Genomic DNA, 26,945 nt, shown 5'->3' on the forward strand with positions numbered 1-26,945 from the left:
TTGTGTACTTGTGTTAACACTTCATCGTAAGCATTAGGTCCTGTAACGCCTAAAACATTAGGATGTAATTCGATGATTTCGTCTTTCTTAACGCCTAAACAGCCAGTAACCAATACTTTACCGTTGGCAGCAAGTGCTTCACCAATTGTATCTAAAGACTCTTGAACGGCTGAATCAATGAAACCACAGGTATTTACAATCACTAATTCTGCATCATCGTAGCTATTGGTTACATCGTAACCTTCAGTGCGAAGCTGAGTAAGGATACGCTAACTATCAGCAAGATTTTTTGGGCAGCCGAGCATACTTACACCAATCCCACAGGAGAGCTTTATGTTTAAAGGCTTTGATAATATTCTTGGCTGTTTTCAGCTAAGTTAAGCCAGTTTAGTTAATTAATAAAACTGGCTTTCTTGTACAACGAGGCCAACGCTAAGTATATTTAAAGATATTTACTTTCTAAATAATCTTAAACCCGCAATTAGCAAGATAAGATAACCAAAAGAGCCACCACTGCTTTTCTTCTCTTCAGGTGTTGGAAGAAAGACGAGAGCTTCGATGTTTGTAACAGTTACAGTGCGTGTTTCGCTACTCACTTCATCAAAACCATCTGAAACAAAAACTTGAACAGTTAAAGCAGTATCACTTGTAACATCAGGAGCAGTAAATGAAACAGTCTCAGTCGTATCACCCGTTAATATTACTGTTGCGTCATTTACAACCCAACGGTAAGTTAGCGCATCATTGTCGGCATCAGTAGCGATAACAGTTAATGTGACCGTTGTTCGTTCATCAACAGTTTGGTCTGCTGTAACATTAGTTATTATTGGTGTGTTGTTTGGAACTACAATAATAGTAACAGTGTTGGTTATAACGTTAGTACCATCTGAAACTACTAATTGCAGGTTAATAGTTTCTTGGGCATCAACGCTAGGGGCAACAAAATTAACATTTAAGTTATCTGCGTTTTCCAGTGTTAATTCTATACCATCAAGTTGAGTCCATGTATAACTATGAATATCATTATCTGGTTGTGTAACTGTAACCGCAATATTCGCTTGTAACCCTTCTCTCACTGTAATTGTTTCAGGCATAGTAACTACAGGCGCTTTATTAATGACAATGGTTTCATCTGCAAATTGAATAAATTCAAAATCAACCAAACTATCTTTATCTTCAGTAACCACAACCGATGTTACCTCTACCGTATAAGCGTTTATGATTTCAATAGTATAATCAGCTTTATTGCCAGCAAACTTAGCGATATCAATACCGTCACCACCATACAGCATATTAGCTACAGAGTTAGCAACTAAAACATCATCCCCTTTACCACCAATGGCGTTCTCGATTACCACACCATAAGAAATTGATAAATTATTGTTACTACGGTTTAAATGTTCTCCTCCAATATTTTTATCATAAAAACCAGTAGGATTTGGTGCTATTGAACTAAAGGCGCCTGCGCGTAAATCTATAATATTATTTCGGGCAGTATCAGCAACACTAAGGGTGTCAACTCCATCAACATCATAAATGATCTGATGAAAATCATATGAATCATCATAGGTATACAAGGTATCACCCGTGTTGGTATTTTCAGCTTTGCCGTATAGGTATTGTAATACCGCTACATCATATTTTTTTAAATCGGTAGGATAAAATACTTCAGATGAAGAGTCTCCAATATTTGGAGACATTAAAGTATAAAACTTATTATCATATTCACTGGTTAGCTTTACATTTACCCCTGCATGATCTGAAGGGTAAACACCTAGCGACTGCAATATATGGTAAAGCAATTCAGACTTCGCTTTTGATAAATCGTGCTTATAGTCTACTACCCAATTTGCCTCATCGAATTCGCGTTGTGGATTAAGATAGTCAAGTAGTCCATTAACACTGAGATCTATAAGTCTTGCACCTATTTCACAGTCAGTTCCTCCGTTATCACAATCATCACTATTTATAGGTGAACGATGATCACTTGGTAGCCCTGAGAAAGATATATCACCCGCAATATTTTCGAATAACAAATCATACCGTTCAGTCCTATCTATAGGATCATCTTCAACAAAGTTGATCCCTGAAACACGGCTAATACTAGTTAAAGCACCTATAATTAATTCTTTTTCACGTGGATAGAAATCACGGACATCACGTCCCCCTATCGTTTTTCCTGAAAAAGCAAACTTGATAGTTATAGGTGTACCCAATGGAGATTTTTCATTCCAGCGAATATCAGTCCAATAATCATAAGGGGCGTGACGTAAGCCTTCAACAGCTCGTTGTAAGTCAAAATTATCAGTTGGAAAAACGTGTGTTGTATTAAAGTCAACGGGGTCTGAGGCACTTGCAAATGTTGCCGTTGCTAATGTTGCCGTGAAAAATGAAATTGAAAGTGCTGAACGCACAAATTTTTTGAGCATTTTTAAATCCTTTAAGTGGTAACTCCCTGTCATTATTAGAGAGTTTCCAGTCCAATATAGACAGCAATGATAAACGGAAAACAAATAACAATCATCTTTAATTTCAGATAATTATCATACGAAACTAAACAGAATGAATTTAAAAATACTGTCGCCAACAACTTTTAAATCACCATCAACCTCTTTGACTTCATAGCTATTATGTTTTTTGAAATTAACGATATAACTACCATCATCTAATACTTCCGTACTTTTCAAATCACAGTTAAGCATTTTTAATAGGTTTTTCATTAGGGGATCAGCACTTTCATGCATTGCTCTGTTCGTTTCGAACATTTCATCGTTCATCAATTCACTTAAAGCGTCTATATCGCTATTCTTATCAGCTATGCAAGCTTGTTGTGCAATTTTATTGGCTTCATCTTTTGGGTCGCCGCAAGCACTTAATACTAAGACTGCTAGAACTGAGAGTATTATTGTTTTTTTCATAATGTGCTTATCCTTCAACTGCTATTTGATACTGACCATCTACTTTAAATACTTTAATAGCATCGAATTTTTCAAAAGTAATACGAGTTGAATCTATCTTTTTATAAGTTATGGATTCTGTATTTTTAATTTCACAATTTGCATTTTCTACATACGCAGCAAACTTCTCTGGATACTTACTTTTCTTACTAATAAACTTTTTGTACGCTTTTTCAGGAAATAAAAACTGAAGCTGCTCTAATTCAATATTTTTATATGCATTACACGCCAGCACAGCGACTTCTGTTGGTGACATTTGTGTAATTTCTGCTTGGCTTTTTATTCCACCACATGCTGTTAGAGATAGTGTTATAGCAACCAAACCAAGTGATTTTATACATTTCATAAATCTGTCCTTTATTATATTTTTTATTCGTTATAGATGATTAAAAATCAAAAAATGATGAGATAAATTAGAACAACTATGATCCCAAGCAATACCATTTTTACTTGTTCACGTTTTAAGTTGGGTTGTTGTTTGCAAATAATATCTGCGCCTTTATCTAGCAGTGCATTAATCAAGGGCTTAATAATTTGATAAACATATTTAATGAACGCTATAGCTTTAGTAATAACTAAGCTCAAAGTACTTTTTAGGTTAGTTACAAGTGAAGAGGCTTTAGCAGTATTAACCTCTGTGCTATCTCCTGTTGATGTTGATTCATTTACTTCAACTGGCTGACCTAAAATTGCCGCTTTAAATTGCTTATTTTCTTTATAACGAGGAGAAAAGATACAGCCCACTAAGCCAATAAAAGAAGCCATTAATAAAACACTAGCCACCGAAAAAAGGTCGTCTGCGCTGTTAATTGGCAAGCCTTGAGCCATAACTTTTATTGAACGCGCAAAGTGTTTGAACTCAAAGTCACGCCCTCTTATTTCTCTCGCTACTTTTGCCATATCATAAATGTCATAAAGCTGAGTTAAAAACCAGCCAACAACAAGAGCCACAAACACTAAAGATAACAATCTTGAAGCTGTGCGGCTAAGGCCAGTTAAGGTAACAAGCACACCTAAGGTTGCGATAACCAACAACACCATTGGGTTTGCAATATTGTATAAACTAAATGTTTCATCAGACCAGACACCTAAATCAGCCAAGGGTAAGAAAGCTCCTACGATGAAAAGTATGAAAAAAGTGGTTCCTAGTTTGTTCATCACTTGAAGATGGCTTAACGCATTAGTTTTGTTGTAACTCACGATTTGTTGATTTTCCATATTTACAAATTACCTTCTAAAAAATTATGCTGTCACCTTAGACTCTTATTTTTAAAACGAAAAGACACGTTGCAATGAACTAAAAACGAAAAAAAATATAATGTTTATTTTTTGTTGAATAAACGGCCATTAAACTAGAAGCATTAAATGTCACGTGTTAGCATATTTATAACAACTCAAATAAAAACAGATATATGGATATAAAATTTTTATCAGACGTGCCGGTAACTGAGCTACTCACTCAATGGCAAAATGGCGATGAAACTGCCTACGATGAATTGTTTATTCAATGCTACCAACAGTTTCGACATCAAATACGCAAGACAAAAATTCAAAACCTAAATAACCAACAAACTGATGTCAATCAAGTGTCGGTTTGTATTGATTCAACCACTGATATTATCAATCACCTTTATCCTCGGTTAGGCAAAGTAACCAGTGCAAAACTTGATAACAGAGCAGACTTTTATCGACTTATTGGTAAGGTTGTTTATTCAATAATGAAGGATCAATCTCGCAGTAAAAATGCGCAGAAAAACACCCTGCCTCAGGAAGAAAAACAGCCTGAATACGACTGTAATATTGCGGAAACAATCTGTGACTTGGAGCGCGTTTATAATGCGCTGGTACAGGAGAACCCCCGGGCAGCAGAACTTCTTCAGCTCAATGTTTTTGCTGGATTAAATGCAAAGAAAATTGCTGATATGTATAGTATATCTCTGCGTACAGTACAAAATGAACTCAAATTTGCGCATGCTTGGTATCATAGCCACTTCAACGGATTTTAACCTATGTCTTTGCTTTATAAATTATTTACAGAATATTCTAGTTTGCCAAAAGAATTATTATCGCAGAAAATGACACAACTGCATCAACAGAATTCAACAGTAGCAACCGAGTTATCCTGCTTATTAGAACACAGTGGTTCTTCAGCCAACGAGATGCTCGAATACTTACATCTTGGGATCATTAATAACGAAGATACAAGTATTCGTATCGGACGCTTAATAAACAACAAATATCAAATTCAATCGTTAATTGGCCAAGGTGGTATGAGTGATGTTTACCTAGCCAAGCGAATAGACGGCTTAATAGAACATACCGTTGCTATTAAATATTTCGCCTTAGCCGACTCAAATAAAACAGCCCTTAATATGATTAAAAAAGAGGCGCAGTTATTGGCAAACCTTGATCATCAATTCATCGCCAGCTTTATTGATATTGGTCATGATGATCATCAAGAGCCAAACATTGTGATGGAATATATAAACGGCATCACTTTATTCGAATTTCTCAATTCAGCGCCTAGTGACAAAGCGAAAGTTCAAGTAAATGAAACGCTAAACACCGCTATTGAACATGCTAAAGAAAAAGGTATCGAACATGGCGACTTGAGCAAAAACAATGTACTGGTCGACACCAATGGCAATGCCAACATCATCGATTTTGATATTGCTAATTGCTAATTGCTAATTGCGTCAGTTCAATATAAAGATCACTAAAACACATACACAAAATAAATACTGTTAACCAAAATAGCACCAGGACATGGTAATACCGCCTATTCCTACATAAGGTCGTTCATAATCATAAGCCCATAACCACTGAGTTCCCCTGACGTGTAGCTCCCCTAACTTTTATGAATCCTTGCATCTATTTTTTTATCGATATTAGTTTATCGAAAAATATTAAAAGTCATTGAATATCAATTGTATTTTTGTTGTACCCATATTAATATCTCAATTGAAAATCATCTAGTTGTAAAGGAACTACATTATGAAATTTGAAATATCTGTCGACACAGGAATGCTCTTAACAAACGACAAGCACGCCGAAACACATGTTTATTCAACAAACAGCAACGTTGGTAAAGTAGAAACAACACAAATACACTCTCAAGTATTAACCAACCAGGAGTTCTGGCTCAAAAAAAACGATGGTAGTGAAAAATTAGTATCGCTACTAGATCAATCAGTCGAGGCTAGAATAAACCATAATATATCGATAGTTTCAATCGATAATGGCGACACAGGCTACTATTGTGGTTATGTTAACCATAATACTAAAAAGAAAAAATCCTTTGATTTAGAAAGTATCGCTGAAAATTTCATTGATAATTCTAACTTCAAAGCTTATTATTTTTTAGTAGTATTCTTTGCTAGTATTGCCCTTGGTTTTATGTTTGACGAATTTATTGTATTCGCTGGCTGTTTCTTTTTGGGGATGGGTGGTATTAAACTCGCGTTATTTTTAAAACGGTTCAGCCTATATCAACAATTAGAAGTATTGGTCGAACCACAACTTAAGGAGCTAATGGGTCTGCAAGTAATGATAACTCCAGAAGAAGTACAACAACACCCTGCCGTTGAAATATCTTAGTAAAGCATTCAGGGGTAGACGTTAAAGAATATTTTCTGACAAATATATATCATTGACGTGTTTGTATGCTTTATACATAGAGACAATCACAGAAAGACTTTTGCAAATACCCCTATAAAAAATACTACTATTGTCATTTGTTACCTGAAGATAGCGCCAATACGGACTCTAATATTTTCTTTTCCTGTGGGGATAAACCCGCGACAGCGCGTTTAAGGTTTTTTCTATAATCCTTTAAAGTACTTGGATCACCTGCAATGGCACTATTTAATGTTTTTTCGTATTTCACCAACAATTGATTTATCTTTTCACTATTTTTCAAATTAGCTTGGTGTGATGAAAAAGCTAAATATATAGCCAAGCCCATAGTTAGTATTACAGGAATATTAATTTCAAATTTAAAGATAGATTCTTTTGTTTTCCCGGTTTCAATTGTCTGTGTCGTATGTGGCATGAGTTACTCCATAACTAAAGCGATTTTTAATTTGATTCGTTCTATGGTTTGCTGCGCTTGTACCATTTGTTGTTCTTGTTGTGTTTGCAAGTAGGTATAACCAACAAATACGGCTGTAAATATCATAAAAATAACAATGTAATTCACTAGCTCTGACATTGCAAAACTCTTGATTGCTTTTAACATTATAAGAAACCTCTACAGTTTTGTAGCTCTTCATAGCTAATACTATTATTTAATACTGCTTGGCTAAACATATCCGACGTTATGGAAGGAAGCGTAAAACAGCGATATTGCTCGCCTGCATTAACTTGCCATAATATTAAATTTTTATAACCTTCTTTATTTAACGCTTTCATTGAGTTGGAAAAATACTTATTCTCATTTAAATACTGCACCATCGATTTTTCAATTCGCTGAATAGCAGATTCACGCATAAAAGAGCCATCAGCGACACTCATCAGATAAACAGGGTCATCATAATTATCGATAAAATTTTTCGCTAAGCTAAAAAAGTCTGAGTCAAAAAACACCCGCTGCTCTAACAACAAACCAAGATCTGAATTAACCAGAAAGTTAGGCATTTTAACTTCTTTTACTTTTTCTCCGTCAAAGTAAACACCTAAAAATGCACCGATGGTTTGGTCACGCTTTAAAATAGTTACGTTAGCGTCAAAGGCTTGCACAATATTACCGGTATTAAATTTAGCCGGTATCCAATCAAAAACATGGTAAAAAGCATTGTCATATGCACGCAACCCCCGAATGAAGCTATTACGTTCATATGAACTGTATTCTTCAGTTTCTGATAAGTTATTTTGTCTTGAGCCTTGTTTTGAACCGATACCAAGCTCTTGCCCAACCGATTTAACAAATGGCAAATCTTTATAGTTAGCAAACAAACCATTTTCCAAATCTAACGCATAACCAAAAGCACTTGATTTTTTCTGTTCTTTATCATTACCTTTTTGAAATTCTTGAGAAAAAGCCGCCATCATTTTATGGTATGAATTAGGGTTACTAACAGATTGATAAGTTGGCAAAATAAAAATTAGACCAACTGCGATCACCACAATAGCGAAGTATCCATAACTATTACTTCTTACTAAATAATACCCTAGCTTCCCAAATAATAAAAAAATAGCCAAAAAGCTTAACCCAATACTTAATGGCGGGATCACTGATAATTTAACGGCATCATTACCTATGTCATATAATACACCTCCTGGTGAAAAGGCCGCAGTGGCAGCAGTAGAGGTAACCATTCGTATAAAGGAAATATTATTTTGTTGCGCTAACCATTTATCTAAATAAGGTTTTTCCGGTAGCCCAGGGGAGAAATCTTCAATATAAAACTGCCGTAATGTTGCCCTAGCGTGCTTTTCAACAACTGGATGTGTAGCAAATCCAAACCGGTCTAACCCTATATCGCTGATATCAAATTGTGAGTTTTTTCGATATGTTATCCATACCGTATCTGCTTGTTTTTGGTATCGTGAAATAATTTTTTGTTCAATAATCATTGTGTCTGAGAATTGCCAAGTATCAGGTACTACAATGCCTTTTTCTTTAAGGTGCTTTATTGCAAATTTTCGTGCATTACCGCTGGCAATATATTGTTCAATATTTTCTTCTTCATCGACACCATATACTAATTTAAGCCAGTGTTTACGACCTTTTTCTAACATTAATTCTATGCGTTCTTGTGTGCCTAATACACTATAAAAAATATGCTCAGGTAATACATGAACCCCTAAGCCTCTACCATTTTCATAGGTAATATGATTAAAGTAATTAGCGTGTTCTTGGTTAACATTTCCGCGACACTGTGTATCACATCGACTACTACGGTATCTATCTTTAAATTTATGATGAGCTTCACGCAACGATTGATTTTTAGCAATATCATCGAGAAAATTACCCGCTAATTCAAATTGAGAGATATAACTATTCCAATGATTTTGAACTCCTGAATTAACCGACGTTATTAAGCTATTTTTCTCCGCGGTAATAGCTTCTTTGTCCTTCAATTTATTAAGCGCAACGGCATAACTAACATCCGCGGTTTTATATTGTTGAAGCTCCCCTTTATATAAGGCATCAAATTTTCTTAATAGAGGTAGTCCGTCTTGCGTAAACTTTTGCGACTGTTTGTTCGATAAAAAAGCCTCTGCAATAGACTCAGTATTACGTTCGATTAGCCCGTTAAAACTACTTGAAAAGTAAGCCAAAGAAGGGATAAGCGCCACAACTAAATCTTTACGCTCAGGATCTTTGGCAATAGCATTAAATTCATCAAAGTCTTTAATCGCTAAACGATTAGCTAAATAACCTTCTTTGTACACAATGGCTCTTACCGCACTAAGTTTATCTACATTGGTTGTATTGTGTATAAAACCATCTACGACTAACCTTAATGTTGGAATAATCATAAGCCACATCAGCATAAAAACGAGTGGTTTTACTACCCACTTAGCTTTTTTAAGTGGCAATTTATCAACAGGAATAAAACTGATAAATGTTAGGGCTAAACCAAAACCGGTTAATACCCTACCAAATAATTCTAATTTGTTTGCCGCATACTCATAACTGCCAAATATTATTGAAAGTGGTTTAGAATATACATCGATAAGCAATAAATTGACGGATAGCTCTAGCCCAATATAGATAACAAAAATGGCGATCAAGAGAATAACTTTCCCATGAAAGCTACTGCGCTCAATCATTGCTCTTTCTTCCACTCTAATATATATACGTCAGTTTCTTCTTTTTCGATATCAGGATCTGGCTTTCTATCTACACATGCGTAGTAATGTTTATCTTCAGGCTTCACGTTAGCGCAACGATCCGATTCCGTTGTATTTAAGTCATTAACTTTCTGGTTGTTTGATTGTTTATTTTGCGTGATATCTAGCTTCATTATTGTGACGGCAGTCGTTGATTTTTCAGGCATTGATTGACACCCTATTTGCATTAAACTTAAGAGGAATATGATAAGCATATTGATATATGCCCTATTAGATAACTTTTTCAAAGATGACTCCATTCACGCCATTAGCTCAAAGCATTAACAATTAGTAACAAATAACTTACCAGACCAACTTTAAACTAAAATAACTACAATAACTACAATTAAGATATAAAATTCAATGGGTAATAATTGAACTAACATTAATTTTATGAGCATTTAATGAACAATACCTAATTGACAATCTCCGCTACATCACTATTTTTATTTATCGGTATTATGAATAAATAAAGTCCCCTAAATCAATTACTATAGCAGGCGAATTAGTCATCGTAGGGGATTTAGCCAAGCCCCCCCTTTTCTAATTATCCTTTTGGTTTCTCAATTGTAGCGTTAACCATCGTGTTATTAATTCGTCTCTTTTAAAAAAAAGCATCTAAAACACTTACAACCACCAGTTACTTTTTCGGTTGTTTGTTTGTCTTATCTGCCACATTGTCATTTTATGGTCGCCAATAAAATGATGCAAAAAACTAGGCCTATTTGCTTCCAAGATCGACGTTTTGAAAAAGACCCAAAAAGATTTAGGTCTTATCGAACAGAGCCTCAAAAACACCGAAAAAACAAAGGGCCAAATGAATAAAAAATACGAGATTGTCATACTCCGAACACAGAAATACTATGATAGGTTTTAATTATATTTTCAATTATTAAGGTATAAGTGAAAGTTTAGTGATGGTAGTATTAAGCACAATACTAGCGCTAGGGCAGTGGATGACGACAGGATAGGGAAAAGTATTAAAATAAAAAACTAAAAATCAGATGGTGAAACTCACGAAAAGAAAGAAGCATTAACACTTATAGATATATCGCCAAGTCCGAATTAACTATTTCGCCAAAGATTATGATAGCAAAGCACCTAGGAAACAAATACGCGATAAAAATGCTATTCCAGTTATACCAAGGTAGGTAAAAAGACTAAAGCTACTATTATCTTAGTCATTATCCTTTTAATATAATTCAAATCTGAATTTGATAGTATAAATCTTCATTCTTATCAGCTCTGATCCCTTCAGAGAACAAACGTAACTCTTCGTAAAAGTACTCACGACCAATGTCTTTACTTTTTATGGAAATCTTATTTTCAAAAGCCACTGTAAACTGCTCAAACGTTAGTTTTTTATTAAATAAAGCTTCCAACGAATTAAGTGCATAAGCTTGCATATAAAAATCTACTTTATCTGCAAACGGCCATTCTAGCTCAGAGTCATCTGGCTCTGGGTATAAATCAAAATCACAAAGTTCAATTTTTCGGAGTTGCGCCATAAAATGAACCTTCTGAAAATTAATGGTATTGGTGTTCTCTGTCATATGCCTTCACTTCTTGCGCAAATTATCACTTTGGCCAAAACTATTGATCTCTATTTAAATAAAAAATACTGAAAAAATTAGAAATGGGTAGGCATCATGGCTAAACCTTAAAATACTCTTTTCCAGTAAAGCCTAATGGAAAGAATAGCAATCAGATATGAGACGAGTACAAAAGGTAAATTAAAAACATTTCTGAAGTTAAAGTTAACCCTTATATCACTATCTATTTCTACGTTAGAGAAAAAAGTGCGATATAACCAAGATTCTTTTTTTTAAAAGGACTGAGACACATGTGGTCTTAACGTGACCGCATCACCATTTAAAACAGCAATAAAATCTTGTAAATACTTATCACCTACTTTTTGTTTAAAGGCTTTAGTGAATTGTTTTGCTGTCATCTTGTTTACTACATCCGGATAGTAAATTGATCGCCATTTCTGCATAAAGGTTTTGTCACCAAACGTTTTGACTAGATGTACTACTGTCTTCTCATCAAATGATTTAATGTCAGCCATGTAGCTTTTTCTTAGTTTTTCTTTTCCTTTAGCACCCGCAAGACTGTAATTGAAGTTAATGGTCCTTATATCAGCTCCGCCTTTTAAAAGGTATACCGGCTTTCTAGGAATTACTTGCGTTGTTTTCACGTCAAAGTCTGGCGTTACGTCCTTTAGCCAATAGTTACTCACGCTTAATAACTCAAAAGTAACTAGATCTGTTCTTTGCATTACAAAATAAAAGTTCTCAATGGCATAACGTCGTTTTTCAATGCCGTTAATTCCCAAAAAATGTGTATTCTTGAAAAGTACTTTGTATTGGTCCTGAGAAACTTGGAGTAATTCTGGTCTATCGCCAACCAAGACAATTTCTCCATATTCTTTTCGCTGGTGTAAGTGGTTCATAGAGCCTCTAGTTTGTAATAATTTATTCACTCCCGTTTCAGGGTTTAAATATAAACTTGTTATGCTAAAGACAACAATGATAACCGCTGCGATAGGTATAAGTTTAACGATGAACTTAAACCCTTGAGTAAGCTTGATTAACAATATTTACCTTCCTTTATTTCTAATCTTAAAATACACACTTTAATTTTCAACCTAGTTAAGAATCAAACAGAAGATCGATTTCGTCACCTAACAATGACTCTTTATCTAACAGGGTTTCAGCAACTAAAGTTAGCTGCTGATAATGCTCTGTTAGTAGTTTTTCTACCTGCTTTTCAGCCTGTTCTAGCCATTCTTTAACCGCTTGTTGTGCCGTTGACAACAACTCACTTTCTTCAAATTTGGTTAACATAGCAACATTCACTGGCCCAACGGTTGGTTCAATGCCCCCTTCATAAATGGCATGCATGGCAAGTTGCGTGGCTTTTTCTATGTCGTTAGACGCTCCGGTACTGACTTCTTCACTGTCTCCTGTACAAAGTTTTTCAGCCACCCTACCCGCTAACAATACTTGCAATTTATGCATCACCCTACGTTTTGAATAACTTTCATATTCTTCAGAAGCGCGTGTAGCAACAAAACCCAACGCCTGATTTCTTGGCTCTATGGTAATAAAATCTATCGGCTGCTTAGGAAAGAGTAATTTGTACGCTAATAAATGTGCAGCTTCATGATAGGCTGTACGACGTTTTTCTTCTGCTCCTAAGAAAATATGGTCAGAAGGAGCGCCGTAAACAATGCGGATCATAGTTTGTTTAATATGCTCAGTGGTAAGTTGTTTATCTTCCCCAACCGCTTGGTAAATACTTTCTCGTAGCACTTGCTCTATTTCAGCCGAAGACATGCCTTGAGCAGACGAAACCAACTGCTGTAACTCAGCGCCTTGCCAATTAAGCTTATGTTTTTGTGCAAAGCGTTCGAAAAACGTCAAACGGGCTTTTTTATTAGGAAGATCGCAATAAATGGTTTCATCAAAACGCCCAGGACGGGTGATCGCCTTATCAAGTAACTGCGGGTGATTAGTTGCTGCCATAACAAACACCGGCGCTTCTCCCGATGAAAAGCCATCCATTTCAGTGAGTAACGCATTTACCGTTAAGTTTTTATCACGAGAGCTACTATCTGAATTATTTGTTCGTTGTGTGGCAATGGCGTCTATTTCATCAATAAAGACGATTGATGGTGCATATTTTCTTGCCGTGACGAACAACTGTTTGATATTTTCAGTTGTACCGCCGCTATGAGGCGCTGAAAGTTCAGAAGCGGCCACACTGAAAAACGGCAAATCACACTCACCTGCAACCGCCTTGGCAAGTAAGGTTTTTCCGGTACCCGGAGGACCCGAAAATAAGAAGCCTGTTGGCACCTTTACACCAAAGTTTTGTAGCTTTTCAGGTGACTTTAACCAGCCAATAACTTCGCTAAGCCTACGTTTTGCTCTTTCAAGACCGATGACATCATCGAGTGAATTATCAGGTAAACTATGGTTGAATAAACTCGTTTCTTGTAAGTCCTTTGAGTTCACTATCTGCCGACGCGCTAAATTACTGAATGAAACTTCAAGGTCATTATTGTTTCGTTCGATCAAACATTGGTACTGCAACTGTTCATTACGAGAAATCATTCGTAATACCGCTTTTTCCATGGTCAGATAATAGTTAATACGTTTAAGCATGGCGGGAAACGACTGCCCTACATTTGCAAAATCTAAATCGAAGTGCTCTCGTACATTATGGTTGCACGCTTGCTCGCAAGGCTTAGCGACTTTTGTATATACGACACGATAACTAAATATTGGTACGTTAATATTCACATTATGAACTTCATCGATGACGTCACTTAGAGATAACTGAATATTAGAAACAGATTCAATATCAATCAAAAAAGCATCAGGTCTTTGCTCTTCCATTTTTGTTCTGATATTTTCAATATTGTCGATAAGACTCGCTGAAAGCATAAATTCAGACTGTTCGAGCTGCGATTGAAGTCTCATATCATTATCAAACAATAATAGTTTTTTCACTTCCGCGGCAGTCGTATTTTCTTCTACCTTAATCTTGCAAGATATTAACGACATATCTTCATCAATAAGATCACTAGCCTTGGATAATATTTCAGCCTTTAATTTGGACAAACAGTTGGTTAATTGCCTTGCTGTTATTTCAGGGGCTAAAGATTGTAGTAAAAAAGAAGGAAAATTCTCTGGCCAATAAAAATTAAGCATATTTTGAAAGGTTGTTGGCTTGTTAAGTTCTCTTTCTGCAAGGTAGGCAAAGTGGTTAATTTGCAAAGAAGAAAACAATATCGAATAGCCTTTCGCCAATCGATTAATGAACTCAACAGAGAGCTTAGTTTTAGTCGCTGGGTTTTCAGTATTACGTAAAACGTCAAAAATATTCAGTGGGTGTTTTTGATTATTTTTGGCCAATATGCCTTGGCCAAGATTAGTAGTAAAAATAACAATGCACTGAGTAAAACTAATAAATTCTTGACTGGTTTGGTCTTGAGCCACACCTTTATCTAAAACACTCAATAAAGATTGAATGATATTGGGATGGGCTTTTTCAATTTCATCAAAAAGTAATATCTGCCTTGGCTGCGCTCGCACGGCACTTGTTAATACTCCGAGGTTGGCGTCATTGTATTGCAGCCCGCTGCCGAACAGTTTCATCATATCTTGCTTGCCAGCATATTGCTCCATATTGAAAGTAGTGAAAACATATCCCGACTTTTCATACTGATTTAACAAATCACAAAAAATAGAGGATAAATAAGTTTTACCTACGCCAGAGGGGCCTGCGAAGGTAAATATCAGCCTTGGCCCTTCACTTTCGCCTATATTGGACGTTAAATAGCCTTTAGTTAAACTCTCAATAGCTTCTCGTTGTCCAATAACCTGCTTGTTTAAATCATACTTAAGTTGTTTTTCAATTTTGATAGCTTTAACAATATGGCTAGTACACTGGTTTAACTGTTTGAGTTTAATAATACTCTGATGTTCAAGTTTTAGTAATGCCTCAATAAATAACGAAGGGGTAAATTCATCACCATTAAACGCCTCATCACAGCAAGATTGCACATCGTTATTTAGCACAAGTTTAACTGCATGGCTTTTCGCCATTTGATACCAGTTTTTACTTGTGTCATTGTTTGCAGAGAAACTACGGGAAACCACCTGTTCTTTTAATACTTTCCTCGTTTGGTAAACATCTTCAGGCATTGTGACTTGACTTGGTTGACACTGAAATTGGCTTGCCAATACCGTCAATAAATGTGGGGTTCCAATAAGTACAGAAAGCACCAAATCACAATCAATTTCAGGCAGTTTTTCTGCCCTAATATTTTGTACTTCAAATGATGGTTTTTTAGAAAGGTATGTAGCACAGGCTACAACAGATAGTTCTTCAAAAAAATACTGGGTAGATAAGTTTAGGCGCACATACTGTTTTTCCAGTTCAAACGCTTTTTGTGGACGGGGAGTTTCACCTTCTCTTTCTTCGTTTATTGATGACTCTTGTTCATACCAATAACTTTCTGTTACCTCTATTTGCGCTTCAATGAAGTCTACATCTAAATTCAATGAAAAGCGTTCTGAAAATTTCGGATAGAAGTCATCATCATCGTTTAAGTTTTGCCCTTCGGGAACATCTTGCAAATACTGACGAAACATCGTGACTAAACATTCTATATCTACAGGGCTGGTTCCATTTCCTTCAATCGCTGAAATTGCACTATAACCACCCAATTCCTCAAGAATATTTAGCGCAATAAATTCATCGATAAACTCTACATTTTGAGCAGAAAAATAACACAGTGATTCTGCTTGTTTAACCAATTTACATTTAAGTACTTTATCTTCAAGCTTGGTATTTTTGATTGCCAACTGGATATAAAGTAAAACCAAAGGTAAAATCACATCAGATTGCTCTAACATAGAATCATCCATTGGCATTTCAGAGCATTGTACCGTGCGATATTCAAAAAAAGTGTTAAGTAATTTGTTCTGATTCATTATAATTATCTTAAATTTAGGAAGTACTTAGCTAAGGCTCATTTAATCAAGGCCGTTATTTTTTGCATGCTCAAGCCAAAGGCTAACTGAAACAAGCAAAACTATGATGGCCATATATAAAAGCTCAATAATATTTTCGGTTTTTATTTCAACAAGGTATGAAAATAGCTTTATAACTAAAATCATCACGATTACTTTATCTAGCTTAGCTTTTAATTCCTCAATACTGCTAATTTGAAAGGCTTTTGATTGATGCTGTTTAGAGTCTCAATTGGGCTATACGTAGTTCATACAAGCCAAAGGAAAAGATAAATAGGATAGAAGAAAGTAGGAAGGGATCAGGGATCCCGATCACCATAAGTATTAGATTATCTCGAGAAACATTTGAACTATGAGTAATTAGGTAAGAGAACATTCCTTGTAATAAATGAAACACCTCGACACAACCCAATAATATTAAAGTTGCAGTTGTGATCACACTACAAACAACACCAAAAAGTTGAAGTAATCGGCTACTCCAAAGCAAAGACTCAAAACGCTTTTCCATTTAACATCCTTATTAAAATTGCTTTATTGTAAATAATCTAACATCGTAAAGAAATTCGTCAACAGATACTTGCAAGTATCTAGCGACTAAAGCACATCGACAATATGCTTTTTAGAATATATTCCTTCAAGTTTTGAATGGTAAAGTAATTGCGTTACAAATTCATCAGGAATTCCATTACTTAATAATAGCTTAAACTCATTCGCTAAATACTGAGGGGTAAAACAATGTTTTTCACAGTACTGAAGGTATTTATCGAAAACTTCAACAAAAAATGACATTTCAAAATACTCATTATGTTTTTTAGAAAATGCTCTATTAGCACTCATTCATCAAACCTATTTAAACATTATCAGCCCTATAAAATATCGCTTTTACACGAACATACAAAGATACGTAATTAGTGTGAATTTATGCAACTTAGTCGTAGCCAAAGTCGATTTTCAGCCTATCCCCTTAAAATATTAAGTATCGCATTAATCGTTGTAAACCTCATGTATACCACAGAAATATTTTCCAATAGGTATGGTGAATTCATGAACGTCATTTATTTAACTAACAAAACTTAAAGCTTTATGTACATAGTGTTATGTACATAAAAAACATTTCCATCTTGCTACTTTTAATAGCTTTTTCTGATATCATATTTATATTGTCGGTTTTGTTATTTCAAATATTTAAAACCCAAAAAATCACGGAAAATCAGCTCTCCAAAGAATACCCACGGCGGAATTATAGAGCATGAGTAACATAAAGGATTATTTCAGCTCATCACAAGGCTCAACTTTAAATTCAACTAAATTTTTGCACTTGAGCAAACAGCCAAAAAACACCTAACAACCTAGGTGAAATTTGGACAGATGTAGACCGTTTTACAATACTCAGATTAAATTATAGGAACAACAATGCTCACTAGATTTGTAAATTTTTTTATGTGTGTTTTATTTTTTGATCCTAGCTATCAATCAAAGAGTCAAGAATCTGAACCATTATTCGATTTAATCAAAATTCATATAATGAGCGTTTTATTCGTACTTTTTTCAATATTAAGAAGCGAGTTGTATTCTTCCGCTGAATCTTTTTTTCTTGGCACTCTTTTCATGCTTGTTTATTGGACCGCCTGTTTATTATGTCTAGTTACTCCAATACTATTTTTCAAAATAAGCAATGAAAGTGACTACCCTCCTGATTCATCTATCAGTTTAGTTTGGGTGGTGTTAATTTTTTTTCTAATGCTCTACGCCTTCGCAGAAGTTGAACACCTTTATCTTAGAGACGGAATTAAAGAAAATCTGTCACCTGATTGGTTACAGAGTGGTTCAAAATTCGTTAGATATAATATTTTTAGATAATAAAAGGAATTAACGATGGAATATGGCAATAAAAATGTTCATGAAGAGCTTTTGATAATCAGTCACGACCTAAATGGCAGAAGTAGTGAGATAAACAGGGATTCAAATAATGGGTAAAGCTATTGGTGGTGGTATTGTTCTAATTTTTATACTGACATTGGTTTACGCACATACGGCAACAGTGATTAATACTTTAGCCTCATATGATTTATTTACTTATTCAGCGATTTTTTTGTATTTGATTTTCGTATTAGATGTGCTGTTTCATGCTCATCTTAACTTAGCACTAAGAGCCATTTTTCGAATATCTGCTACTATTTTTATCCTCTCTATTTTGCTTTTAGGGTATATGTTATTATCAAAGGTATATGCTAGTTCAAGTACTGAAATATTTGGTGTACAAATATTGTATCAAGGGCTAGGAAATCTTATTAGCGACTATATCTTATGGACGACAGGACTATCTCTATTGGTAATGAATACATCTATGCTATTGATGTATATATTTGATAAAAATGACATGTGATTTTTCTCACTGAATCGACATTTTTTGACTTAACTAGCTTGAACCACACCAAATTTTTCGGTTAGACTCAGAGTTTCTTCTTTGAACTTATCAAAATAATGTTTACGTTGTTTGTTCTTTGTCATATTTCACCTCGTTTAGTTTACTCACTTAACGAGGTGTCCAAATATATTGGACCAGGTCAGTAGCGTTACTCACACAAATAGTTATCCATAAATTCATGAATAATTATCAGAATAAATTTAATTAGCTAAGATGAACCTACCCCTGTTTTTCCCATAGTCCACCAACAATTTTACTAACGTTCTCCTTTAAATGAATATATTTCTCGCGTACTCTAATAGAGTCTAGATCATACCCCATCGCCCAAAGCGCTAACATTACTTGCATTGAATATTCGTCACTTGAATATACGTCGCAATCAACTGAAGGTTCCCTGATCCCCCTACATACCCCAAAAAGAGCAATAAGTATCGTCTGATCAATAGCCATGAAATGACTAATATCATATCTATCAATATTCATTTTGGCTTGAGTCAATTTGGGCCGATCTGGATAAACAGCTACGAACCATAACTCACCATCCATTTCTTGTTTTGAAGCAACAAGTCCTTGACCTCTGCATATTATTTCGAATATAGCATATCCAACTTCTTTTTGGGTCAGACTACCATTATTGTTACTGATAACTGTTGTAGATACCATTCGATAACCCGTCAATTTATCTATAAAACGAATCACGTGTGGTTTTTCTTTAAATTCGACCGTTTTTTTCTTTTCTTTTTTTTTCCAAAAAAACATACATCGTCCTTTTTATGCTATTTCATGTTGTATTAAGAGGGGGATTCAGTTATTGCACTTGCATAAATCGCAGAGATTTTATCTCTGACTTCACTTTGTTTTTCAAAAGCTTTTTGTGTTTTATATATTGACTCTAATGTTGTTAATGTCTCGACGTAACTTGAAACCCAAAGGGAATAGTTTTCTGAGTGTAGAACTTCCAATATAGTCGTCAAATATTCTAGCGTTGAGGTACATTTTCCGATGTAATTTAGTGCATAAAAGCTATTTACTAACGAAGAGAGTATTTGAATGTATTTATCTGCCCACTCTTTGTGGTCTTTTTCAAATAAAGGGCGAATTATTTCTATAATCATTTCCGTAATATTTATCGCTTTGTCGCTTTCACCAAAATTTCCGTAGCTACATGCTAGGTTATTCAAACCGTTTAGATATTTACGAAGCCAACGAGCATTATCTTGTTCATATAACTGCTTCAATAATATTATACTTTGTTCTTGTAAATATGTTGCTTCTCTTTCTTTGCCGACGTTATTATAACCGTGTACTAGCATCATCAACACTTCAATGTATTCTTCCGCCCACATTTCGTTATTTTTTTCAAATAAAGGCTCAAGTATGACTTTCATAGTTTTAATTAATTGGACAGCATTACTATGATCGCCTTCTTTATCGTATATGGAAACCAAGCCATACATGTTGTCTATATATCGTTCCACCCAAAAAATTTTGTCTTGCTCATATAAAGCCTTTAAAATCACCTGATTTTTTTCTCTTAATATTTTAGCTTCATCATATTCTTGTAAATTTATAAAACTTGTAGCTAAGTTATTTAAACCGTTAGAGTAAGCATAGCTATAACGAGTATTATCATTTTCAAATAAAGGTTCAATAATATCCAAAGATATTTTCTGAACATAAACCGAGTCAGTATATTTAAGTGAAATATTAAGCAGTCCTGCTAGTTTATTTAAACCATTAGTATAAAGATCTGCCAACATTTCATTATCGTTCTGATATAACTCTTTAAATAACATGACCGAACGCTTTTGGCATTCAATCGCTTCAATATCATTATCTTGATTAGATAAAAGTAGTGCTTTCGTCGATAAAACTTTGGCATAATCTACAGTAGATTCAGTATCTTTCCATTTTTCATATAGTGACTTTGATATAGAGAGAGAGCGCGTACAAAGTTCAATCGAATTTTCTGAGCCACTAGGTTGGTGTAAATAAATTTCAACAGCTTGGTTTAAACAACGAGAGTATATTCTCATCCATTTCGTTTTATAATGAAATTTATTATAAAATTCTTCAACATAGGTTATTGCTTGCTTTTGCAATGTTAATGCGCCTTCATACTTATTCTGACTGATGTAGCTAATAGCAAGTTGACCTAGGGCCACAATATACCGCTCGACCCAAAGTATTTTGTTTTTACCGTAGAGTGGTTTAATAATCGAAAGTATTCGCTCATCTATTTTGATAGCATCATTTCTTCTATTTACACTTTTGTACATAGTGGCCAATTCATTTAAAGATTTAATTAATAATAACTTAGATGCTTCATTACCTTCTTCAGATTTATGACACTCTTCACTAATATAAAGCGATTTTTCGTAGAGTTTTATAGAAAAATCTATTCCTTTGCTCTTTGCAGAGTCTTCGGCATTACTCATCAAACAAAGTCGATATTGATAAGTCCATTTTGAAGCATCTATTTCATATGCCATTTCAATAACATTTAATAAAGCAGACCTATAATATCGTAGTTCTATATCTCTTTCTTTATTCCAGTTTTGAAAAAACATTGAAGCAACACTATTTTTTTCCCGTTCAATTATTTCGATTTCGACAATAAGAAGGCGACTACAAAAATCGAAAAACATATTCATAGCTTCTTTAGGTGTATGAGCTGAAAAGAGAGTATGAAACTCATATTTCAGTTTCTGCCTAAGAAAGTTAGAAAATAACCCATGTTTAAATTGGTGCATATTTTTAGTCAGATCTAAGCGTTTCAATATTTCTAGTATTTCTTCTAAAATATCATAGTGTTCTGGCTCTAAAGCTGTACCCGTTTGTTGAGACAACTCAAGTTTTAGCGGTTCTAGTAACGGATATTCATTCAAGTCCACACCAATAATTTTGGTGATCATTTTCTGTACCAAGGTACTTTCAAACGGGGTACCGATAAGTGCCGACAATTGCAAACTAAAGATGGCTGCATTACTGTATTCGTTAAAATATTGACCAATGATGAACAAACGCTCTTCCATTACTGCGTAAGAAGATAAGGTAAAATGATTGTTGCTGTTATCTTGTAAACTATCATGAGTATAAGCCTGAGTATGCGCATCTCGTAACAGGGTAAAAATATTTTCTACCGTATTAATTAACACTTGTTTTTCTAGCGCGTTAATTTCATATACACCTTTTTTAGGTTGTATTATTAACGGGGTAAGTCGTGTGTTTTTACGGTAAAAAGAAGGGTCACTTATTAGGTTTAGTGTTTCGATAGCAAATAATGTAATAACCTGAGTCGTTTCTGTAATGCTTTCAACGCTTAATGCGTTCATTACCGCGCTAGCAATAGAATCGGTTTGATCTTTACTCGCATTTTGGTACGTTAATTTTATTAACTCAGACAGCGTTTCATGGTCCATGCCTTTAATTATGATTTGCGGTTGTAGCGTGATGAGTTGATTGGCGACTAATTTTTTTGGCTTTCTTTCGCTAGTTACCTTGATGTGTGAAAGCTTTGCAACATCGAATAGTGCTAATTTATAAGGCGAATGCCCTTGCTCTTCTACCGCCAGTTTATAACTGGTTTCGCTGTCTGAGCCACGCGCAGTAAACAATAATTCTGTAGGGAAAGCTGGCAATAAGTGAGCTAATATAAATTCAGCCGTTAACTCATCTATCCACTGTAAGTCATCAACAAATAATAAAAGTGGCATCTGTTCAGCCTTTTTATCAACTATCTGAGCAATATTTGATAAATAACGTAATGCCATATTGAGTTGGTTAAATTGCTCCTGTTTTTTATCCTTGCTATTTTCTTGATGTAAAGCTTCACCTGTTTGTCGATGGTTTTTACCTAATGTGAATGTATTAAGGGCAGATGTACCTGCTTGGTAAAGCGTTGCAAGACTAGCTACATCGGCAACAAATTCCGTTGCACCCTTAACAAGTTTGAATAATCCTTTTCGATTATCCTCTAAATGTTTCACTTCAGTTTTCGCATTTTTATACGCTAGATTTTTTTCAGATATCTTTTCTTGTATAAAATTTTGGTTGGCTTGATAATATTGGGTTAATCGCTCTGCTTCTGACTGTATTGACTGTATCAATGATGCAAGTCCGGTCACCTCAGAGCTGTGGCCAACTTGATTCAAGAGTCTCAATTTAATTTGACTGTGATTTCGAGCGTCACTTTTTTCATCGATATTTGCTAAATGCTTGTTAATTAAGGCTGTTTTACCTGTGCCCGGTTCGCCTTTAATCAGAGTCCATTGGCTTGTTTTTTTTCTATCTTTGCTCTCTTGGTGAAACGCTATAAAAGTGGCGTGTGCTTTGGTTAGCTCACTTAACTCATTTTCACGCCCGACAAAAGTGGTGGCTTTAATTGCGGGTGTAGGAATACTGGATCCCGGTTTTTCAAGCATTCCATAACGTTGCACCATATGGCGTAATCGTTTTAATCTAATAAAAGTATTGTAACTTTCATTTTCAGCTTCACTTGTATTAGCAGGCTCGTCATAAGGTTGTTGTTGGGTATAATTAAACAGCACTGAAACGTTAGTACTTTGCCCCTTTTCTTTTAAATCTTTCGCATGAGAAAATAACAATGAAAGTAATGATAACGACGCCGAATCTAAATTAAAGGGGTTATTTATAACGATTAACTTGGGTGCATCTAAGCCCAATGCAGTTAACAACTTTAAGGTAAACTGCATTGCTTGATGGGGAGTTTGATATTCACTGATGTTATTCGCTAAGTCGAGTAAACTTGGTTTCGCATTTTTGCTAATAAATAATTCACTACCCAATTGATGTTTTTCATTAAGCTTTTCAACACCTGTATTACCTGCATCTTCAACGGTATCTGTCACCAGAGATGCTGGTTTTTTTGTGATCTGTTTACTAATTTGTTCGTTAATCCAATCATTATCAAAAACTTTTGTAACTTTATCCAAGTTATCACCAAGGAGTTCAGTCGCTTTATTGGTAATGTCTTTACTGACTAATTCACCTAAGCCCATTGTTGCAAAATAAACCCCAGCTTTAATTAAAGAATTAATCCCCAGTTTGTTTTTTAAAGCCATGTTGGTTTTTTCATAAAAGGCATTTAATATTTGCGTGTTTTTACCCTTTGTAGCATCAATAATAACAACATTAGTTGTGTTTTTATTCGTTAATACATTATTGTAAATATTGAGGTATGAATTTTCAGCAGAGAAAGTACTATCATTATATGTTAATTCGTCAATGTGTTTTTTTTGCACTTCAATTAATAGCGGCGATAGTTTTGAGTCTTCTAAATCGCTAATAAAGTCTTGGTATAATGTTGTCATTTCAATGTTCCTTCACGAATAAACTTGTTGTTATTTTTTTAATTCTAAAAAGAGTTTTTATCATTTATTAACTCGTTAAAACACTCAACTGTTAAATATTATGCTCCATAGTAATGACTAACCCAATCCCATTTATTATTTAACTTTTGAATATATTATTAATACCATTATTCAATAATGACTATTTTTATAACAATCATTCACGTTTATATATAAACATAAAGACAAGCTACTACTACCGCGGCAATATTTAGTTCTTTTGTAGTGTAGCTATATGACTCCTCATTTAGATGATGATATTCAACGTAATTTAAAAAAATAATATATACATTAAATAAGGTAACGATAAGCCATATATAAGAAAAAGATTCCTCATATAAAAGGTACAAAAAAATAATTAATAAGTAAGAACTTACTATTAATTGTAGAAAACTAAAGAATATATGTTTGCCCTTATCATCCAGACCTATAGCACTAATTAAGAATATAAAGATATAATGTCCAGTGAGTGCATCGAGAATTCGAATAGAAGGCTCATCAATAAAAAGATAGAATAGAAGAGGAAAAAGCCAAAAAAATATAGCCATCATTCTTCTTCCTGCTAATTCAGAATACTTATTAGAATTCAAACTGTTTTCCTCTTTTTATTAAAATAATTAAATTCATTGCTGATATTTATACTGAGCAATATCAAAATCAATAATATTGGCGTTACCATTTCTATCAATCAATACATTGTTTAAACTGATATCACCATGAATAACCCCCTGCTTTTCCACATATACTTTAACTTCATCTAATGTGGCATAAACCTGAGTTAACGCTGTGTCTTTAGGTGATTTTTTTAAATAGCTGAACAAGGTTTGCCCTTCGATGTATTCCATCATAATATTGGGTTCATCATTATCGTCATGACCAATATCTATGAAACTAGCGATGTAATGATGGTCTAATTGAGCCAGAATTTGCGCTTCTTTTTTTATCATTTGTAGGGCTGTTTCAAAGGTGTCGGCGAGCGAAAAATATTTAACCGCAACAGTATGTTCAATTAAGCCATCACACCTAATTGCTTTATACACATCACTCATACCACCTTGACCTAGTAGTTCAACGATTTTGTATTTATTATCAATTGTCCTCCCTAATCTCAGCTCGGGTTTGTCTACTAAGGTTAAAGGAGAAAATATTTTTTCAATCAGCACGTCTGTTGATACACCACGGTGCTTTAATAGTTGTGCTAACTTTTTTGCTTTTTTAGGAAATTCGGTTTCGAGTTGACTAAAGCAGTTTGACTGTAAAGGTTTATCAACAATGGCAAGCTCTTGAAATAATTCATATAAATCACTCATAATAACCTAAGCGCTCAATTCTTCTAAATACCAGGCTTTCGCAAAGTTCAAATCATTATGAACAGTACGAACGGAGATACTCAATAATTGCGCTATTTCATCGGCCGATAATCCAGCGAATAAGTTTAAATTTAAGACTTCAGTACAACGTGACTTTTCTTGCTTTAATGACTTATCAGCCAAGAGTAATTTTGCCAATAATTCTGAAGATTCGCTCTCAAAACTTTCAGGAATGAGGTTGTTACTTGGATTTCTTTTTTGTGAAGTGGCTTTTCGGTACTGATCGTAAAGAATAGATTTAACGACTTGAGTAATTAATACATATAAATCTTTACGATTACAGACTGCTTGTTCTCTATGAGGAGATAATTTTAGGTAAGCGTCGTGAACAATTGATGTTGTTGTTTGAATACAAAAATCTACTGGCTTAACATTATTGGCTTGTTTAAGTTTTTGTTTTCTAACTTCATGCTTAAAATGCTGATAACAGTGTTTAAACAGTTCATTGAATGAAGCGTTACTGCCCTTTTTCCATTCAACAATTAACGCTGTGATTGGTGCTTCTTCATCCATAGTGTACATCATGTATCTACTTAAATAATTTAGAGTAATTTCCATATAAACCTATCAATACATAATCAAGTAAAAAACTATAATATTCAATATATTATTAAAATTTGTTTTTATTTTGTTGTATTGCATTTTTAATAAAAAAACACGTACCTACCTCAATTTCATCTTATCTATATTCTATACCCAGTTCTAAAAACAACTATTTAACGCGCTATGGCTGCATTTTTTAATACAAACCAAAACGATAATAAATAACTGATTTTAAAGTTACAGGAATGAGCTTTGGTGGTACCTCACCAAAACGCTATATAAGATAAAGGAGAAATATATGTTTAAGAAAATTGTAGGTGTTATTGGTTTTTTAGCATTTTCATTTACAGCATCTGCTGGATTGATTACAGATACCACGAACGGTAGCTTTATTGATGAAACCACAGGTTTCGAATGGATGGATTTTGGTATTAATAATAAAGATACCTACGAATATGTATCTTCTCAGTTAGATTCGGGTGATGAATATGAAGGATGGCGATTAGCTACAAAAAATGATGTATACAGCATGATGGCGAATGCGTTTTTAGGACTCGGGGCACGATATGAGAATGCAAACAATCATCTACCTGGAAGCGTATTTGTAAATGATGGTGAGGGTATCGTTGGTTCAGTTTTATATCATTTTACCGATATTATGGGATATAACAGAGAACTTAATTCGGGTTTAAGCAATGAATTTCAATATTCATTTGGACTATTCTCAGGCACAGATGGCTTAAGCCGAATTGAAATGCACAGAATGACAGTAAGCGCGTAATTAGCCCCACATACCAATATTAATCGAGCCTGCGCATAATTATCTTAGTAAATTAACATGAGGTAATTATGAATAAACAGCAAAAAATCAAACACTGGCAAAACATTTTTGA

24 protein-coding genes and 1 pseudogene are annotated in these 26,945 nt (G+C 34.4%); 5 read left to right on the forward strand and 20 right to left on the reverse strand.

Annotation, left to right across the window (positions count from 1 at the left end; translation table 11 throughout):
- The 5 genes and pseudogenes from rimO to H4J56_RS18195 form a co-directional block, all read right to left on the reverse strand.
- Nucleotides 1-356: pseudogene (rimO, locus tag H4J56_RS18175) on the reverse strand (30S ribosomal protein S12 methylthiotransferase RimO); the annotation flags it as partial.
- A gap of 96 nt (nucleotides 357-452) precedes the next feature.
- On the reverse strand, nucleotides 453-2,429 hold the full coding sequence (locus H4J56_RS18180) for a M10 family metallopeptidase C-terminal domain-containing protein (RefSeq protein WP_182259715.1): 1,977 nt from the start codon (nucleotides 2,427-2,429) through the stop codon (nucleotides 453-455).
- Between the two features lie 114 nt (nucleotides 2,430-2,543).
- Nucleotides 2,544-2,918 (reverse strand): hypothetical protein, encoded by a 375-nt coding sequence (locus tag H4J56_RS18185; RefSeq protein ID WP_182259716.1) that lies wholly within the window; start codon nucleotides 2,916-2,918, stop codon nucleotides 2,544-2,546.
- Nucleotides 2,919-2,925: 7 nt separating this feature from the next.
- Nucleotides 2,926-3,303, reverse strand: coding sequence for a hypothetical protein (locus tag H4J56_RS18190; RefSeq protein WP_182259717.1), 378 nt, complete (start codon nucleotides 3,301-3,303; stop codon nucleotides 2,926-2,928).
- Between the two features lie 47 nt (nucleotides 3,304-3,350).
- The gene (locus tag H4J56_RS18195; RefSeq protein WP_182259718.1) at nucleotides 3,351-4,175 is read right to left on the reverse strand and encodes a hypothetical protein; all 825 of its coding nucleotides are present in this window, start codon (nucleotides 4,173-4,175) and stop codon (nucleotides 3,351-3,353) included.
- 194 nt (nucleotides 4,176-4,369) lie between these two features.
- Between H4J56_RS18195 and H4J56_RS18200 the strand changes: the two genes are divergently transcribed.
- The 3 genes from H4J56_RS18200 (at nucleotide 4,370) to H4J56_RS18210 (ending at nucleotide 6,554) form a co-directional block, all read left to right on the forward strand.
- Nucleotides 4,370-4,963 (forward strand): sigma-70 family RNA polymerase sigma factor, encoded by a 594-nt coding sequence (locus H4J56_RS18200; protein ID WP_182259719.1) that lies wholly within the window; start codon nucleotides 4,370-4,372, stop codon nucleotides 4,961-4,963.
- A gap of 3 nt (nucleotides 4,964-4,966) precedes the next feature.
- Nucleotides 4,967-5,641: a protein kinase domain-containing protein gene (locus tag H4J56_RS18205; RefSeq protein ID WP_182259720.1), complete on the forward strand. Its 675-nt coding sequence runs from the start codon at nucleotides 4,967-4,969 to the stop codon at nucleotides 5,639-5,641.
- 310 nt (nucleotides 5,642-5,951) lie between these two features.
- Nucleotides 5,952-6,554 (forward strand): hypothetical protein, encoded by a 603-nt coding sequence (locus H4J56_RS18210; RefSeq protein WP_182259721.1) that lies wholly within the window; start codon nucleotides 5,952-5,954, stop codon nucleotides 6,552-6,554.
- A 133-nt stretch (nucleotides 6,555-6,687) separates the two neighbouring features.
- On the opposite strand, the gene H4J56_RS18215 is transcribed toward H4J56_RS18210, so the two are convergent.
- The 10 genes from H4J56_RS18215 to H4J56_RS18260 form a co-directional block, all read right to left on the reverse strand.
- The gene (locus H4J56_RS18215) at nucleotides 6,688-7,008 is read right to left on the reverse strand and encodes a hypothetical protein (protein ID WP_182259722.1); all 321 of its coding nucleotides are present in this window, start codon (nucleotides 7,006-7,008) and stop codon (nucleotides 6,688-6,690) included.
- Nucleotides 7,009-7,011: 3 nt separating this feature from the next.
- Nucleotides 7,012-7,194 carry a hypothetical protein gene (locus tag H4J56_RS18220; protein ID WP_182259723.1) on the reverse strand — a complete coding sequence of 61 codons (183 nt, stop codon included), beginning with the start codon at nucleotides 7,192-7,194 and terminating at the stop codon, nucleotides 7,012-7,014.
- A complete protein-coding gene (locus H4J56_RS18225) occupies nucleotides 7,194-9,734 on the reverse strand; it encodes a hypothetical protein (RefSeq protein WP_182259724.1) in 2,541 nt (846 codons plus the stop codon). Before H4J56_RS18225 ends, H4J56_RS18220 begins: the two co-directional genes overlap by 1 nt.
- Nucleotides 9,731-10,009 carry a hypothetical protein gene (locus tag H4J56_RS18230; protein ID WP_182259725.1) on the reverse strand — a complete coding sequence of 93 codons (279 nt, stop codon included), beginning with the start codon at nucleotides 10,007-10,009 and terminating at the stop codon, nucleotides 9,731-9,733. Before H4J56_RS18230 ends, H4J56_RS18225 begins: the two co-directional genes overlap by 4 nt.
- Nucleotides 10,010-10,996: 987 nt before the next feature.
- Nucleotides 10,997-11,347, reverse strand: coding sequence for a hypothetical protein (locus H4J56_RS18235; RefSeq protein ID WP_182259726.1), 351 nt, complete (start codon nucleotides 11,345-11,347; stop codon nucleotides 10,997-10,999).
- A gap of 272 nt (nucleotides 11,348-11,619) precedes the next feature.
- Complete coding sequence (locus H4J56_RS18240; protein ID WP_182259727.1) at nucleotides 11,620-12,390, reverse strand: hypothetical protein; 771 nt, start codon at nucleotides 12,388-12,390, stop codon at nucleotides 11,620-11,622.
- 55 nt (nucleotides 12,391-12,445) lie between these two features.
- On the reverse strand, nucleotides 12,446-16,300 hold the full coding sequence (locus H4J56_RS18245; RefSeq protein WP_182259728.1) for an AAA family ATPase: 3,855 nt from the start codon (nucleotides 16,298-16,300) through the stop codon (nucleotides 12,446-12,448).
- 42 nt (nucleotides 16,301-16,342) lie between these two features.
- Nucleotides 16,343-16,534, reverse strand: a complete 192-nt coding sequence (locus H4J56_RS20040; protein WP_182259738.1) for a hypothetical protein — start codon at nucleotides 16,532-16,534, stop codon at nucleotides 16,343-16,345.
- 25 nt (nucleotides 16,535-16,559) lie between these two features.
- A complete protein-coding gene (locus H4J56_RS20045) occupies nucleotides 16,560-16,847 on the reverse strand; it encodes a YqhA family protein (protein ID WP_182259729.1) in 288 nt (95 codons plus the stop codon).
- An 86-nt stretch (nucleotides 16,848-16,933) separates the two neighbouring features.
- Nucleotides 16,934-17,176, reverse strand: a complete 243-nt coding sequence (locus H4J56_RS18260) for a hypothetical protein (RefSeq protein ID WP_182259730.1) — start codon at nucleotides 17,174-17,176, stop codon at nucleotides 16,934-16,936.
- Nucleotides 17,177-18,308: 1,132 nt separating this feature from the next.
- Here H4J56_RS18260 and H4J56_RS18265 point away from each other — a divergent pair.
- The gene (locus tag H4J56_RS18265) at nucleotides 18,309-18,725 is read left to right on the forward strand and encodes a hypothetical protein (protein WP_182259731.1); all 417 of its coding nucleotides are present in this window, start codon (nucleotides 18,309-18,311) and stop codon (nucleotides 18,723-18,725) included.
- A gap of 261 nt (nucleotides 18,726-18,986) precedes the next feature.
- Here H4J56_RS18265 and H4J56_RS18270 read toward each other — a convergent pair whose 3' ends face one another.
- The 5 genes from H4J56_RS18270 to H4J56_RS18290 all read right to left on the reverse strand — a co-directional run bounded on the left by H4J56_RS18270 (nucleotide 18,987) and on the right by H4J56_RS18290 (nucleotide 26,067).
- A complete protein-coding gene (locus tag H4J56_RS18270) occupies nucleotides 18,987-19,526 on the reverse strand; it encodes a hypothetical protein (RefSeq protein WP_182259732.1) in 540 nt (179 codons plus the stop codon).
- A gap of 32 nt (nucleotides 19,527-19,558) precedes the next feature.
- The gene (locus H4J56_RS18275; protein ID WP_182259733.1) at nucleotides 19,559-24,100 is read right to left on the reverse strand and encodes a tetratricopeptide repeat protein; all 4,542 of its coding nucleotides are present in this window, start codon (nucleotides 24,098-24,100) and stop codon (nucleotides 19,559-19,561) included.
- Nucleotides 24,101-24,306: 206 nt separating this feature from the next.
- Nucleotides 24,307-24,729: a hypothetical protein gene (locus H4J56_RS18280; protein WP_182259734.1), complete on the reverse strand. Its 423-nt coding sequence runs from the start codon at nucleotides 24,727-24,729 to the stop codon at nucleotides 24,307-24,309.
- Between the two features lie 33 nt (nucleotides 24,730-24,762).
- Nucleotides 24,763-25,449, reverse strand: coding sequence for a protein kinase domain-containing protein (locus H4J56_RS18285; protein WP_182259735.1), 687 nt, complete (start codon nucleotides 25,447-25,449; stop codon nucleotides 24,763-24,765).
- Between the two features lie 6 nt (nucleotides 25,450-25,455).
- Entirely contained in the window at nucleotides 25,456-26,067 is a 612-nt protein-coding gene (locus H4J56_RS18290; RefSeq protein ID WP_182259736.1) for an ECF-type sigma factor, read from the reverse strand.
- Between the two features lie 283 nt (nucleotides 26,068-26,350).
- Between H4J56_RS18290 and H4J56_RS18295 the strand changes: the two genes are divergently transcribed.
- Nucleotides 26,351-26,833, forward strand: a complete 483-nt coding sequence (locus H4J56_RS18295) for a hypothetical protein (RefSeq protein WP_182259737.1) — start codon at nucleotides 26,351-26,353, stop codon at nucleotides 26,831-26,833.
- Nucleotides 26,834-26,945: the final 112 nt, after the last annotated feature.

Origin of the sequence: Colwellia sp. BRX8-4 (assembly GCF_014077345.1) — a bacterium.
In the GTDB taxonomy this organism is placed as follows: domain Bacteria; phylum Pseudomonadota; class Gammaproteobacteria; order Enterobacterales; family Alteromonadaceae; genus Colwellia_A.